This window comes from Marinomonas sp. GJ51-14 (assembly GCF_055808695.1).
Map to the genome: position 1 here is coordinate 3,185,974 of NZ_CM147879.1, position 15,754 is coordinate 3,201,727.

The following is a 15,754-nucleotide window of genomic DNA, read 5'->3' on the forward strand; positions in this document are numbered from 1 at the left end:
ATAATATTACTATCATAAATTATTATTTAGAGGTGTTGTAAATGAGCCTGTATTCAGAATACTTACAAGAAATTGAAGACCGTAAAGGTTTAGGGTTACATCCTAAGCCAATTGATGACGGTGGATTATTAGCAGAAATCATTGCTCAAATTAAAGACACTAGCAATCAATACCGTGAAGACTCTCTTAATTTCTTCATTTACAACACAATCCCAGGCACAACAAGTGCTGCTGTTGTAAAAGCAAAATTCCTAAAAGAAATCATCTTAGGTGAATCCAGCGTAAAAGAAATTACACCTGAGTTCGCTCTTGAATTACTTTCTCATATGAAGGGCGGCCCTTCTGTTGAAGTATTGATCGATCTTGCATTGTCTGATGATGTTGCTATCGCAACTCCAGCAGCTGAAGTTTTGAAAACTCAAGTGTATCTATACGAAGCTGATATGGAACGTCTTGAAGACGCTTATAAAGCTGGAAACAGTATTGCTAAAGATATTTTAGAAAGCTACGCAAAAGCTGAATTTTTCACTAAGTTACCAGATATCGCTGAAAAAATTAATGTGGTTACTTATATTGCTGGTGAAGGTGATATTTCAACTGATTTATTATCTCCAGGTCATCAGTCTCATTCTCGTGCAGACCGTGAATTACATGGTCAATGCATGAGCACACCAGAAGCCCAAGCAGAAATAAAAGCATTACAAGCTAAACACCCTGATATGCAAGTCATGCTTATTGCTGAAAAAGGCACTATGGGCGTTGGTTCATCTCGTATGTCTGGTGTAAATAACGTTGCTCTCTTAACTGGTAAAAAAGCAAGTCCATATGTACCTTTTATTAACATCGCACCTATTGTTGCTGGCACCAATGGTATCGCTCCAATCTTCCTAACAACGGTTGATGTAACTGGTGGTATTGGTCTTGACCTTAAAAACTGGGTTAAGAAAGTAGATGAAAACGGTAATACTGTTACTGATAAAAATGGTGACCCTGTATTGGAAGAAGCCTACTCAGTAGCAACTGGCACAGTACTAACGATCGATACAAAAGCGAAGAAATTATATAACGGCAATAAAGAACTTGCTGATATATCATCCGCTTTTACGCCACAAAAAATGGAATTCATGAAAGCGGGCGGCTCATACGCTGTAACCTTCGGTAAGAAACTACAAACATTTGCAGCAGAAGCTTTAGGTATTGAACCTCTAAGCGTCTATGCCGCTGCAAAAGAAATTTCACATGAAGGACAAGGCTTAACAGCTGTTGAGAAGATATTTAACCGTAATGCTGTTGGTGTTTTATCTGATTCACCACTACACGCAGGCTCAAACGTTCGTGTCAAAGTCAATATTGTCGGCTCACAAGACACGACTGGTCCCATGACATGCCAAGAACTAGAAGCCATGGCCGCTTCTACCATTTCACCAATTGTCGATGGTGCATTCCAATCTGGTTGTCACACTGCCTCTGTATGGGACAGTAAAGCTAAAGCCAACACGCCTAAGTTAATGAGTTTTATGAACAAATTCGGGCTAATTACTGCCCGTGATCCTAAAGGCGTTTATCCGGCAATGACAGATGTTATTCATAAAGTATTGAATGACATTACCGTTGACGACCGCGCCATCATCATCGGTGGTGACTCTCATACACGTATGTCTAAAGGCGTTGCCTTTGGTGCTGATTCAGGTACTGTAGCAATTGCATTGGCAACAGGTGAGTCCGCAATGCCAATCCCGGAATCAGTGAAAGTGACGTTTAAAGGCCACATGAAAAAACACATGGATTTCCGTGATGTGGTACATGCTACACAAGCTCAAATGCTTAAACAATTTGATGGTGAAAACGTCTTCCAAGGTCGTGTTATCGAAGTACATATTGGTACATTGCTAGCAGACCAAGCCTTCACTTTCACCGACTGGACAGCTGAGATGAAAGCGAAAGCTTCCATCTGTATATCTCAAGACGAGACTTTAATCGGATCACTTGAATTAGCCAAAAAACGTATTCAAATCATGATCGACAAAGGCATGGAAAATCCTGCTAAAACACTTCATGGTTTAATTTCTTTAGCTGATAAACGTATTGACGAAGTTAAATCAGGTACTGCACCTGCATTAACACCGGATGAAAATGCAAAATACTACGCAGAAGTTATTGTTGATTTAGACCAAATTAACGAACCAATGGTTGCCGATCCAGACGTAAACAATGATGACGTATCTAAGCGTTACACCCATGATGTTATCCGCCCAGTTTCATTCTATAAAAACAAGACTGTTGACTTAGCCTTTGTTGGTTCTTGTATGGTACACAAGGGTGATATGCAAATCATCGCTCAAATGCTCCGTAATATGGAAAAACAAGGTAAAGAGATTAAGTTCAACGCTCCTCTAGTTATCGCGCCACCAACATATAACATCGTTGATGAGTTGAAAGCAGAAGGCGATTGGGCACTTTTAGAGAAGTACTCTGGCTTTGAGTTCGATGACTCTAATCCTAAAGCATCTGCACGTACTAAGTATGAAAACATCATGTACTTAGAACGCCCTGGCTGTAACTTATGTATGGGTAACCAAGAAAAAGCAGAACCAGGTGATACTGTTATTGCTACCTCTACTCGATTATTCCAAGGTCGTGTCGTAGCAGACTCAACAGAGAAGAAAGGTGAATCACTACTTGGCTCTACTCCATTGGTTGTACTTTCTGCAATATTGGGACGCTTCCCAACATTAGAAGAATACAAAGAGGCTGTAGCCGGCATTCATCTAACGGATTTTGCGCCGCCATTAGAAGAGATGACGACAGCACCAATCGAATTTATTCCTGCTGCTAATATATAAATTTAGTCACATGAGTTAACAGCTTAAGCTTAATTAAGCTGTTTCATAAAAGCCTACAAATAAATATTTGTAGGCTTTTTTATTGGCTCTGTCCCGTCCCGAAATAGGTTTACACCTAGGAGACCCATTTCAGAAAGGAACACCAGGCACAAAAAAGCCCCGCTATGCGAGGCTTCTCCTAGAAAGGTGGATTAACTAAATAACTTCACGCTCTACAAGCTCATCAAATTCAGCTTGTTGTTGTCGTTCTGCAGGACTTTCAACATCATTCGCATTGATGTGATGCTGTCGACCAGCGTGTTTAGCTTTGTGTTTAACCAATTGTTTCTCCAATTTACCAACTAAAAGGTCAAGAGCAGGTTTAAGCTGTTTGTCTGTCTTAACCGTTGCGAAAAGATCATGCCCAGGTATATGAACACTGGCTTCTACTATTAATTCATGAATCTCATGCTTTTCTGTATTTAGAATCACTTTAATACTGGTTATTTGGTTGTTGATACGAGATAAGTGATCCATTTTTTCTTTAACGACTTCTTGAACTTCTTCACCAGATTGGACGTGGTGACCACTAATATTCAATGTATACATAAAGAATTTCCTTCTGTTTAGGTCAGGTGTTTTAATTGTTTAAATTTTGTTCCTCCTCTTTTTCTTAGACTCTTAACTATAATCTATGGACGAATTGATTGGATTTCAATGCCCATAATGTAAATACTTGTTCAAGATCATGAATGTATTAATTTCTTCCTAATTCGTCACGATTAAATTCATTTAACGCTTTATTTATCAATAGCATACAGTTCGATATCTGGCAAACTATTAAATCAGCCGAATAAAAAAACATAACCATTAGGTCTCATCATTTCCTAAACGCATACGATAAGCACGGTACAAAATAGCAAGGAACACACATAAAGTAGCCGGGGCCAGTAACGCATAGAAGCCTAATCGATTAAATAGAAAAGCACCTAAAGTCCCTCCCAACACAAACCCTACAACAATAATGACAAACAAAGAGGCTTTACGTTTATCGAAACTTTTCCCCCTAAACGCACCACCTATCATAATACCCAAATCAGTAAAAATACCGGTTAGATGAGTTGTTCTAAGAACCGCACCACTATATGTTGTCGCTAAAGCATTTTGAAGTCCGCACGCTGCCGAAGCAAAATAGTGCCCCATTGCATGATTATTTAACAAAAAATACATAGCTATTAACAATAAAACCGCTTCTGTAATAAGTAATAAGTCATAAAACCGACCGAGCTTTAACGATGTTCCAGTTAATATAAAGCCAGAAAAAACAGACCCAATAACAAAACTGAGTAATATTCCAATCAAATGAAATAAAGTCGCATAGGATGAATCAAGAAAAGCACTTCCTAAAAGAGTTGCCGTACCAGATAAATGAGAAACAGCCTGATGCTCCATGCCTAGCAAAGCTACAGCATTAATGCTCCCAGCACCTAACGCCAGTGAAAAAGCACCATACTCAACCCACTTCGGTAATGTTGAAATCACATAACCCCCCTACTCACTAACTATAGAAGACAATCTAATAAAACGAAAAGAACAATAGAATGAACAAAAAAAGAAAAAAAAGCGCTCGCCATGACAGCAAACGCTTTTTATCAATCTAGGTCAAACGACTAATCGTCCAACAAGATTCTTAACATGCGTCGTAGAGGCTCTGCAGCCCCCCACAACAACTGATCACCCACTGAGAAGGCACTGATATACTCAGGCCCCATATTCAGCTTACGAATCCGCCCAACAGGAACACCTAATGTTCCTGTTGCTGCTGTTGGAGTTAAGCGTGCCATTGTCGCTTCTTTATCATTAGGAACTACACTTACCCAGTCATTATGCTGAGCAAGAATACCCTCGATATCAGCAATCGGAATGTCTTTATTCAATTTAATAGTGAATGCTTGGCTATGACAACGCATCGCACCAATACGAACACAAAGACCATCAACTGGAATAATAGACGTCGTATTGCCAAGGATTTTGTTAGTCTCGGCTTGTGCTTTCCACTCTTCTCGGCTTTGACCATTGTCTAACTGAGAATCAATATATGGAATCAGACTACCTGCTAATGGCACACCGAATTGATCAACCGGCATAGTATTAGAACGCATTTGTTCCGCTACTTTACGGTCGATCTCTAAAATAGCGCTAGCAGGATCAGCAAGCTCAGAAGCAACAGAACCTTGTAACATACCCATCTGATTGATCAACTCTCGCATGTGACGTGCACCACCGCCAGAAGCGGCTTGGTACGTCATAGACGTCATCCATTCAATATGGCCTTTTTCAAACAAGCCACCTAAAGCCAACATCATCAAACTAACAGTACAGTTACCACCAGCAAAGGTTTTAACGCCATCTTTCAAACCCTGTTTGATGACATTCAAGTTAACTGGATCAAGAACAATAATCGCATCTTTGTCCATACGTAATGAAGAAGCGGCATCAATCCAATAACCTTTCCAACCTGCAGAACGCAACTGTGGATAAATAGCCTTGGTATAATCCCCGCCTTGGCAGGTAATAATAATATCCATCTTCTTCAATGATTCAATATCAGTTGCATCTTGAAGTAATGGAATATCCTTACCAATTTCTGGCCCTTTTTGCCCCGTTTGAGAAGTAGTAAAAAAAACAGGATCAATGTGATCAAAATCTTTTTCTTCTCGCATACGTTGCATCAACACGGAACCAACCATTCCGCGCCAGCCGACTAAACCTACAGTTTGTTTTGACATGGTTATCTCTACCTTTTTTGTGGGGTCACTCATACCAAGAGCAATATCCCGAATGAAAACACTTATTACCTTTTTGGTATTAAGCTTTTAGTGCTGCTAATACCGCATCGCCCATGGCTTGCGTACTAACAGTTTCGCATCCTTCTGATGCAATATCTGACGTTCTTAGACCTAGATCTAAAACTTTACTTACTGCCGATTCAATAGCATCCGCAGCTTCTTTGGCATCCAAAGAGTAACGTAACATCATAGCAACAGATAAAATGGTCGCCAATGGGTTAGCAATTCCCTTTCCTGCGATATCTGGTGCAGAGCCATGACAAGGCTCATACATACCTCGACCTTCAGCATTTAAAGACGCTGAGGGAAGCATACCAATAGAACCTGTCAGCATAGCTGCTGCGTCTGATAGAATATCACCAAACATGTTGCCAGTAACCATTACATCAAACTGTTTTGGTGCTCGAACAAGCTGCATTGCAGCATTATCTACTAACATATGAGTCAATTCGACATCAGGATACTCTTTCGCAACTTCTTCCATGACTTCTTTCCAAAGAACAGTCACTTCTAGAACATTAGATTTATCAATAGAACAAACTCGTTTGCCTCGTTGACGAGCTGCTTCAAAAGCAGAACGACCAATACGGCGAATTTCAGACTCACAATAAACGTAAGTATTAAAACCTTCACGTTCACCATTTTCTAAAGTGCGAATGCCACGTGGTTGGCCGAAATAAATACCGCCAGTTAATTCACGAACGATCAAAATATCCAATCCAGCAACAATTTCAGGCTTCAAGCTAGACGCATCGGCTAATTGTGGATACAAGATCGCAGGACGTAGATTTGAAAATAGCTCAAGGTTCGAACGTAAGCCAAGTAAGCCTTTTTCAGGTCGAACCGACATATCCAAATTATCCCATTTAGGACCACCTACAGCACCAAGTAAAATAGCATCCGCATTTTTGGCTTTTGCTAATGTCTCTTCTGGCAAAGGCGACCCTGTCTCATCATAAGCAGAACCGCCAACTAAAGCGCTTTCATGTTTAATATTCAAAGAATACTGATCATTTACCATATCTAACACACGTACAGCTTGTGCAATGATCTCTGGACCAATACCGTCACCAGGCAACACTAATACATTCTTAGTCATGTAAAATCCTTAAAAACTAATGTCTTATTTATTATTTCTCACGTGACAAGAAAAGCCACGGCGCTTCATTCATGCGTTTTTCTTCGTAACGACGAATGGCAGAGTCTTGTTGTAACGTTAAACCGATATCATCCAAACCATTCAATAAGCAATGCTTACGAAAGTTATCTACTGGAAATTCAAATGTTGCGCCAGTCGGTGATGTTACCGTTTGCTTTTCCAAATCAATTACAACCTGAGCACCTTCTGTCGCCATCACTTCGGCAAACAACTGGTCTACTTCTTCTGCTTGCAAAACAATTGGCAACAAACCATTTTTAAAACAGTTGTTATAGAAAATATCTGCAAAACTTGGCGCAATAATGGAACGAAAACCATAATCATCCAGTGCCCAAGGTGCATGTTCTCGGCTTGAGCCGCAGCCAAAGTTCTGACGAGCAAGCAGAACGCTGGAACCAGCATAACGCGCTTGATTTAAAACAAACTCATCTCGCAAAGGTCGACCTTCACAAGATTGGTCTGGTTGACCTTCATCTTGATAACGAAGCTCATCAAATAAGTTTTTACCAAAGCCTGTACGTTTGATAGATTTCAAGAACTGCTTTGGAATAATCATATCAGTATCAACGTTTGCCAAATCCAAAGGAGCGGCTAAACCTGTGTGCTGAGTAAAGGGACGCATACTTTCTCCTTTTTAGTGTTTAACAAACTCGTTAACATCAACAAAATGACCTGCGATTGCAGCTGCTGCAGCCATAGCAGGACTAACCAAATGCGTACGACCGCCAAAGCCTTGACGGCCTTCAAAATTACGATTGGAAGTAGATGCACAATGCTCACCAGCACCCAACTTGTCAGCGTTCATCGCTAAACACATTGAACAACCAGGCTCACGCCATTCTAATCCAGCCTCTTCAAAAATAAGGTGCAAACCTTCTTTTTCAGCTTGCGCTTTTACCAATCCAGAACCAGGTACCACAATCGCTTGTTTAAGCGTAGAGGCCACTTTACGACCTTTCACAACATCCGCAGCAATACGCAAATCTTCAATACGGGAATTAGTACAAGAACCAATAAATACGCGATCAAGCGTTACATCAGCCAATGTCGTCTTACCTTCAAGACCCATGTATTTCCAAGCTCGCGCATAACCTTCTTTTTTCACTGGATCAGTTTGATCTTCAGGGCGTGGAATATCTTCATCAATCGCAATGACCATTTCTGGAGAAGTCCCCCAAGTAACCTGAGGCTTGATATCTTCCGCTTTGATAATAACAACTTCGTCGAACTGTGCGTCTTTATCTGAAACAAGTCCTTTCCAAGCTTCAACAGCCATTGTCCATTGATCGCCTTTTGGTGCATAAGGACGACCTTTAACATAGTTGATTGTGGTGTCATCGACGGCAATCAGACCGACTCGAGCACCAGCTTCAATTGCCATGTTACAAACCGTCATACGGCCCTCCATAGACAAAGACTGGATACCTGTGCCACCGAATTCAATCGCATAGCCTGTTCCACCAGCAGTACCTATTGCACCGATAATCGCAAGTACAACGTCTTTTGCAGAAACCCAAGGGGACAATTCACCATCCACACGAACAAGCATGTTGCGACTTTTCTTTTGTACAAGACACTGGGTCGCTAAAACATGCTCAACTTCAGATGTTCCTATACCGTGAGCCAAAGCACCAAAGGCACCATGAGTAGATGTATGTGAATCACCACAAACCACGGTCATGCCTGGAAGCGTCGCACCTTGTTCTGGCCCAACAACATGTACGATTCCTTGGCGAATATCTTTCATGTCAAATTCGGTGATGCCGAACTCATTACAGTTGTCATCCAGCGTTGTAACCTGAATTTTAGACACCGGGTCTTCAATACCATCAACACCAGAAATTCGTTCTGTCTTGGTCGTTGGTACGTTATGATCTGGCGTAGCCAAGCTTGAAGACACTCTCCAAGGCTTACGTCCAGCCAATCGTAAACCTTCAAAAGCCTGAGGGGACGTGACTTCATGAAGTAATTGTAAGTCGATATAAATTAACGCACTACCGTCATCTCGTTGTTGAACAAGGTGGCTATCCCACAACTTGTCATAAAGGGTTTTACCTGACATAAGCTCTCTCCTAAAAATCTTATTGCGCTATCCTAAAACTTTGGCTTAAATTACTCAAATTCATATTTTTCATATTTTGGATAATTTTTTGGAATGATAGACATAGCTGAACTAATAACCTTTATAAAAGTGGCTGAAACAGGCTCGTTTTCACATGCGGGATCACAGCTTTTTGTCACTCAACCTGCTATTAGTAAACGAGTCGCTGCCTTAGAACATAATTTGGGGGTACGGCTTTTTGATCGTATTGGGCGCCAAGTACAGTTAACAGAAGCGGGAATACGTTTACTGCCTAAAGCCAGAAAAATGGCAGAAGACTTACAAGACATAAAACGCAGCATGTCTCTACAAATGCAAGACGTCAGCGGAGAGCTGAGAATTTCAACTAGTCATCACGTTGGCTTACGACGTTTACCTAAATCTTTAAAGCGCTTCCAAGAAGATTTCCCAAGTGCCCAGCTGGAAATAGAGTTTTCTCAATCTGAGGAAGCTTATCAAGATGTTTTGAAGGGACGAGCAGAACTTGGCATTATTACCCTTTCTAATAAAGAAAACGCACTGATTGAGTCTTTACCAATTTGGTCCGACCCTTTAACTTGTGTCGTCAGTAAAGACCACCCTCTTGCTCAAACTGAACAATTGAGCCTAATTGAACTAGCTCAACATGCATGCGTACTTCCAAACAAAAATACCTTCACAAGGCAAATTGCGGAACAAGTTTTTGGGAAACAAGGATTAAAGCCACAGGTCAGAATGAACACAAATAATCTAGAAACACTTGCTATGCTTGTCAGCATTGGCTGGGGATGGTCACTGCTACCTTCGACTCTCGTCGATGATAAACTTGCCGTGCTAAACCTCCCGGATTTGAATGTCGAAAGAAAGCTCGGTGTTATTTATCACAAACAAAAGACATTAAGCCGTGCAGCCATCGCCTTTATTGAACTACTTAAACACGAAGCCAACATTTAATCTAACGACGCTGGCTTGCGATTAAAATAATCAATGCCAGCGCACTCGTCATAGAAGCAGCAGTAAACGCCCAAGCGCCACCAGCCCATTCCCACAAATACCCCGTAAACACCATCCCGAGACCGCCACCTAAACCGATCGCAAAAGCACTGTACATGGCTTGTCCTTGTCCTGCATAACGCTCAGGGAAAAGACGACGTATTTGTTCAATCGAAACCATATGAAAAAGCGCAAATGTGATGCAATGGAGTAACTGGGTAAATACTAAAATCCATAAAACTGAAGCAAACCAACCAACCAAGAACCAACGAATAATACCGAATACAAAGCAAAGCATCACAATATGGACTACATGGAATCGCTTAAGTGCGTTACCAAAGAACAAAAACAATACAATCTCAATGATGACACCCAGCGCCATAAGTAGACCAATCTCCTCACCGCTATAGCCTTCATTCGATAAATGCACAGCAAAAAATACATTAAACGGTGCATGGGACATAAACGCCAAAAATGCCAAAACAAAAAATAATATAGACTCAGGCGTTTTAACAAGAGAAATGAAAGAGGTTGTTTCTTTATGAGTTTGAATCTCATAAGCCTGCTCTTTTAAAAACAAAGAAGTAACAACCGCCAAGGCAAGAAAGGTACACATGGTAGGAATGACAATCCACACCCCAAAATGCCCCATAAGAAAGCCACCACCAGCTACAGCAACAACGTATCCGATTGAACCACCGACCCTAAGCCTTGTATAAGGCACATCCAGATGCCGAATACTTCTCACCGCAAGGGAATCTGTCATAGGCAATAAAGCAGAGTAAAACAACGCCATTAAACAAGTTAATAGCCATAAGGTTTCAAATTGATCTGTCCAATTAAAAGGAATTACCGCAACGAAGCAACCTAAAATACCCACTTGTAAAATACGTTTTGGAAGCCCTATTTTTGCCGTCAACCAGCCCCAAAAATGAGGAACTAAAATACCAGACAAGGTAAAAGTCGACATTAAGCGACCGATTTCCGATGCTGTTAAACCAATCGATTTATAGTAAACCGAGATATAAGGCATCATGACCCCGATAAGTGCGCAGAAAAAGAAGTAAAAAAAGAATAATGGCCAAGCAATAGGGCGAGCTTTAATAGAAAACATGTTGGCTCCATTTAGTTTTAAACAATAGGTCAAAATAGTAAATCAAGATAACTTGCCACAAAATCAGTAACAAAGATCATGCATAAATTAGAATGTTTGAGTATGCTGGAATTAAGCAAAAAAAGCACGATAGATAATGCTTGAAAACACAAACACGTCTCTGATTTCAACATCTTGAAAAAGTTTACATAAAGAACGAGGAAGGTTAAATGATTACTCAACAAGAATGGTGGCGTGGCGCAGTCATTTACCAAGTTTATCCACGTAGCTTTTTTGACTCTAACAATGATGGTATTGGTGACTTATCAGGTATAACAGAGAAAATGCCTTATATAGCCGCCCTTGGTGTTGACGCTATCTGGCTTTCGCCTTTTTTTACGTCTCCAATGAAAGACTTTGGCTACGATGTAGCTAACTATTGCGATGTAGACCCTATTTTTGGCAATCTTGATGACTTTGACAAACTTATTGAAACCGCTCATCACCATGGTTTAAAAGTCATGATTGACCAAGTACTCAACCATAGCTCAGATCAGCACCCTTGGTTTATTGAATCTAGAAGCAACCATGATAACGACAAAGCTGATTGGTATATTTGGTCAGACCCAAAGCCTGATGGCACTGTGCCTAATAACTGGTTATCTGTTTTTGGTGGACCTGCATGGCACTGGGACAGCCGGAGAAAGCAATATTATCTGCATAATTTCTTAGACAGCCAGCCAGATTTGAATTTTCACAATCCAGAAGTAGTAAACGCCCTTCTCGATACGGTTGAGTTTTGGTTAAAACGAGGCGTTGATGGCTTCCGCTTGGATACAGCGAACTATTACTACCATGATACTGAACTTAGGAATAATCCTCCCAAAGAAAACATTGTTGAAGGCAGTATTGGCGTACGACTAGACAACCCCTATGCTTACCAACTGCATATTTACGATAAATCTCGCCCAGAAAACATTATTTTTCTACAACGTTTGCGGCATTTACTCGATCAATATCCTAATACAACAACCGTTGGTGAAGTCGGTTGTGATTTTTCCCTTGAGACTATGGCAGCTTACACCCAAGGTAAAGACAAGTTACACATGTGTTATTCCTTTGATTTACTGACTCATGACTCATCTATGAGCCATATACGTAAAACAATGGAAACCATTGAATCGGGTTTAGGCGATGGCTGGCCTTGTTGGTCTATCGGAAATCATGATGTGGAACGTGTCGCAACAAGATGGGGAAAAGATCAACACGCTCTAGCAAAAAGTAAAATATATATGATGATGCTTTTATCTCTGCGAGGAAGTGTATGTCTATATCAAGGAGAAGAGCTTGGTTTGCCTGAAGCTGAACTAGAATTCGACCAGCTAGTAGATCCTTTTGGTATTAATTTTTGGCCTGAATTTAAAGGAAGGGACGGCTGTCGGACACCAATACCTTGGGAGAATAAAATATTAGGTGGTTTCACAGAATCTAATACGCCTTGGCTTCCTCTTTCTGACGCCCAACTCCCTTTGGCGATTGCCGAACAAGAATCAAACAGACACTCTGTTTTACATGCGTATAGAGACTTTCTTCATGTAAGACGGTCACATCCTGAACTCATACACGGCAGTATTCATTTTCTTTATGACGATGACTCTACTCTCGTATATATTCGTCGTCATAACGATAAGCAACTCTATGTGGCACTAAATACATCTGAACAAGATAAAATTCTTCCAACAGAGTTATCTCTTACTTTATTGACACTTCCTGAAGCACTTCATACAGGCTACATAGAAAATCAACGAGTAATTCTTCCTCCATTTTCTGCCGTACTGGCTCGTGTAGAATCTATTTAAAGTTTTCTAGTTCAATTCCAAAAAATACCATAAAAAAAGCTCGCTCTTTCAGCACTGAAAGAGCGAGCTTTTTCTGTTCAATTCAAAGATTAAGAGGAAAGCGCTTCTTGATCAGGCCAAGCGTTAATAATCGCCTTAACAAGAGTGGCAAGAGGTATCGCGAAAAATATCCCCCAGAATCCCCACAAACCACCAAAGAACAATACGGCCACGATAATCGCTAGGGGATGTAAATTCACCGCCTCAGAAAACAACAAAGGCACCAAAACATTCCCATCTAAAGCCTGAACAATGAGATAAGCAACCACAACGTAAACAAAAGCACCGTCTGTTCCGTATTGGTAAAAAGCCACCAATACAACTGGGATAGTCACTGCGGCGGCGCCGATATAAGGAATCAATACAGAAAGCCCAACAAGCAAAGCCAAAAGCTCAGCGTACTTTAGCCCAAAGAATAGAAATACAATATAAGTCACGACGCCAACAACGATCATTTCAATGAACTTACCACGAATATAATTAGCGATTTGATCATTCATTTCATGAGCAATATTACGCATCATTTTTCTTTCTTTAGGTAACCACGATGTCAAATAAGCCAGAATTTTACTTTGGTCTTTCAATAAGAAAAACATTATCAAAGGAACCAAAACCAAATAAATAACCAGAGAAAATAATGAAGGTATACTAGACAAGGAAAACGACACCAACCATTGACCAAGGTTAGTCGACTCATTAGCTAATGAATTTATTGCCTCTTCAATAGCGCCTTTACTCAAAAAGTCACTATGGCCTTCCGCAAACTGTAAAAACTCGTCACGTATAGCAGTAAACATACGCGGCGCATCTTGAACAAGACGTACCGCTTGACGCCAAATGATTGGCACCATAACACCAATAAATACACCACACGCAGTCAAAAAAGTAAAAAAGACAAGTAAGACAGCAACAAGATGACGACAGCCCAATTTTTGTAATCTATCTACCAAACCTTGTAATAAAAAAGCCAATACGATGGCGACTAAAACAGGCGCTAATACACCACCCCAAAATGCCAAAACACCAAGAGTTCCAAGCAAAAGCAGCAGAAACACCACTACTTCTTCATTTGAAAAATACCGCTTAATCAGTGTATCAACTATTTTAAACATACAGATTCCATTTTAATTTTTCTGAATAATAAAGGTATATGTGCTGTTATTGTCGTCGGTTGATAATAACGAGTATCCAACCAAGTCTAGGTATTGAGGAATATCCTTTAGTGAACCTGAATCACAAGTCATCACACATAAGGACTCACCCACCTTCATCTTACTCAATGCCATTTTGGCCTTTAATAGTGGCATTGGACAACGATCTTCTCTTGCATCCAAGATTACGTCATACTGATTGCCATAATTAATCGTCATTTTTAAATTTATCCAACAAATGCATTAGCCGTATTATGAGACTATTTTCAAACGTTACAACAGGCTTAGCCATCTTAGCCTTTGTTTTTACAAGCTCTTTCTCTATTTCCGTCAATGCTGTCATTCCGGATTTAGAAGCAAACAAAGATGAACGCTCTTTGTCCAACCCGTCTTATATACTAGGACAGTATTGGTTTAGAAAACTAAACGGCAGTCGAGCTTTAATAGACTACCCACCTGCATACGATTATTTGAAAGAGACTTTATCTCAAATTCTTCCACAAACAAGTCTTTATAATAAAACTGTGGAAATGACTTTTCTCAACAGCACCCAAAGTAATGCTTTTGTTATCCCTGGGAGTCACATGTTTATCTACTCGGATATCATGGAAGTCATCACAAATGAAGATATGCTCTTTGGATTACTTTCCCACGAAGTTGCCCATTTAGAATTAAGGCACTATGAACGGCAAACACAGCATTCGGGTGAAGAACTGCAAAAAACGCTTTTATTACTCGGTGCAGGGATTGCTGCAGCTCTCGCAGGTGCAGACGCTGATGCGACCACTGCCCTTTGGTTAGGCGGTATAGCCAATCAAGCAGAAAACAACCTAACCTATAGCCGAAATCAAGAACAGGAAGCCGATCGACGTGGTAGACAATATCTTACCGAAGCCGGTATTTCTCCAGATGGTATGAATCAACTCTTCCAAGCCTTTTTAAAAAAAGCGTTAGGAAGACCAAAAATAGAATTCCTATCAAGTCATCCTTTACCGGATACTCGATTATCTGATTCATTCAGTACAGACAAAAAAGAAACCATATTGAGCTATAAAAAAAGTAATGACTTTGAGTTTTTCAGAGCCTCATTACTAGCCTACCGAGCAGGGCTAGATGATCAACCCTATTCGTACCTAGATCAACAAATTCAAGATGAAGATGCCAAGCTCTTTGCAAAAGGCCTTTTCTCTTACCTTGTTCAATCACCGGAGCGTGCTCTTAATTTTTTAAACAAGTTAAAGAAGCACAATCAATTTACGGATTACCTAAAGGTAATAAGTCATGAAGCCGCAGGACAAACTGAAGAAGGCTTAAATATCATTAAAAAGGAACTAGAATTAGCCCCCAAGAACATCCTATTTTCCATGCTGCATGCACAACTTTCTCTGTCAAAACCGATAGACATAAAATCAAATTTCCTTTATGAAAACCGATTAATATGGCGAGCTAACATTCAATATTATCAATCGATAAAAAACATACCTATGGCGTTAAGTTACAAAGCATTATTGGACTTCAACCAAGGAAAAGGGAAAACAGCACAATACCTTATTAAAAGAGCATTCAAAGATGCTGAAGAGAAAGACAAAGAAAAAATAAAAACGATTATGAATTTATTCGACATAATCGAACAGGCAGAAAAACAGGAAGATTTAGGTAAAGAATAAAGCCCATAAAAATTCACAGCAATACACGACAGAACTTATAAA

13 protein-coding genes are annotated in these 15,754 nt (G+C 40.2%); 4 read left to right on the top strand and 9 right to left on the bottom strand.

Annotation, left to right across the window (positions count from 1 at the left end):
• Positions 1-41 precede the first annotated feature (41 nt).
• Positions 42-2,843, top strand: a complete 2,802-nt coding sequence (locus AC0L3Y_RS15250) for a bifunctional aconitate hydratase 2/2-methylisocitrate dehydratase (RefSeq protein ID WP_473465737.1) — start codon at positions 42-44, stop codon at positions 2,841-2,843.
• A gap of 195 nt (positions 2,844-3,038) precedes the next feature.
• Here AC0L3Y_RS15250 and hpf read toward each other — a convergent pair whose 3' ends face one another.
• The 6 genes from hpf to leuC all read right to left on the bottom strand — a co-directional run bounded on the left by hpf (position 3,039) and on the right by leuC (position 8,892).
• Positions 3,039-3,431, bottom strand: a complete 393-nt coding sequence (hpf, locus tag AC0L3Y_RS15255) for a ribosome hibernation-promoting factor, HPF/YfiA family (protein ID WP_473465742.1) — start codon at positions 3,429-3,431, stop codon at positions 3,039-3,041.
• Between the two features lie 261 nt (positions 3,432-3,692).
• Entirely contained in the window at positions 3,693-4,364 is a 672-nt protein-coding gene (locus tag AC0L3Y_RS15260) for a YoaK family protein (protein WP_473465745.1), read from the bottom strand.
• Positions 4,365-4,492: 128 nt separating this feature from the next.
• Positions 4,493-5,611: an aspartate-semialdehyde dehydrogenase gene (asd, locus tag AC0L3Y_RS15265; protein WP_473465750.1), complete on the bottom strand. Its 1,119-nt coding sequence runs from the start codon at positions 5,609-5,611 to the stop codon at positions 4,493-4,495.
• Between the two features lie 79 nt (positions 5,612-5,690).
• Positions 5,691-6,770, bottom strand: coding sequence for a 3-isopropylmalate dehydrogenase (gene leuB, locus AC0L3Y_RS15270; protein WP_473465753.1), 1,080 nt, complete (start codon positions 6,768-6,770; stop codon positions 5,691-5,693).
• Positions 6,771-6,801: 31 nt separating this feature from the next.
• Positions 6,802-7,452, bottom strand: a complete 651-nt coding sequence (gene leuD, locus AC0L3Y_RS15275) for a 3-isopropylmalate dehydratase small subunit (protein ID WP_473465756.1) — start codon at positions 7,450-7,452, stop codon at positions 6,802-6,804.
• Between the two features lie 12 nt (positions 7,453-7,464).
• Positions 7,465-8,892: a 3-isopropylmalate dehydratase large subunit gene (gene leuC / locus AC0L3Y_RS15280; protein WP_473465759.1), complete on the bottom strand. Its 1,428-nt coding sequence runs from the start codon at positions 8,890-8,892 to the stop codon at positions 7,465-7,467.
• Between the two features lie 93 nt (positions 8,893-8,985).
• On the opposite strand from leuC, the gene AC0L3Y_RS15285 reads away from it, so the two are divergent.
• Positions 8,986-9,864, top strand: coding sequence for a LysR family transcriptional regulator (locus AC0L3Y_RS15285; RefSeq protein ID WP_473465763.1), 879 nt, complete (start codon positions 8,986-8,988; stop codon positions 9,862-9,864).
• A gap of 1 nt (position 9,865) precedes the next feature.
• Here the strand turns inward: AC0L3Y_RS15285 and AC0L3Y_RS15290 are convergent, their stop codons facing one another.
• The gene (locus tag AC0L3Y_RS15290; RefSeq protein ID WP_473465766.1) at positions 9,866-11,017 is read right to left on the bottom strand and encodes an MFS transporter; all 1,152 of its coding nucleotides are present in this window, start codon (positions 11,015-11,017) and stop codon (positions 9,866-9,868) included.
• Positions 11,018-11,226: 209 nt separating this feature from the next.
• Here AC0L3Y_RS15290 and AC0L3Y_RS15295 point away from each other — a divergent pair, with 209 nt between their 5' ends.
• Entirely contained in the window at positions 11,227-12,855 is a 1,629-nt protein-coding gene (locus AC0L3Y_RS15295) for an alpha-glucosidase (protein ID WP_473465771.1), read from the top strand.
• Positions 12,856-12,944: 89 nt separating this feature from the next.
• Here the strand turns inward: AC0L3Y_RS15295 and AC0L3Y_RS15300 are convergent, their stop codons facing one another.
• Entirely contained in the window at positions 12,945-14,006 is a 1,062-nt protein-coding gene (locus AC0L3Y_RS15300) for an AI-2E family transporter (protein WP_473465774.1), read from the bottom strand.
• 12 nt (positions 14,007-14,018) lie between these two features.
• On the bottom strand, positions 14,019-14,264 hold the full coding sequence (locus tag AC0L3Y_RS15305; protein WP_473465777.1) for a sulfurtransferase TusA family protein: 246 nt from the start codon (positions 14,262-14,264) through the stop codon (positions 14,019-14,021).
• A 35-nt stretch (positions 14,265-14,299) separates the two neighbouring features.
• Between AC0L3Y_RS15305 and AC0L3Y_RS15310 the strand changes: the two genes are divergently transcribed.
• The gene (locus tag AC0L3Y_RS15310) at positions 14,300-15,712 is read left to right on the top strand and encodes a M48 family metallopeptidase (protein WP_473465780.1); all 1,413 of its coding nucleotides are present in this window, start codon (positions 14,300-14,302) and stop codon (positions 15,710-15,712) included.
• Positions 15,713-15,754 lie beyond the last annotated feature (42 nt).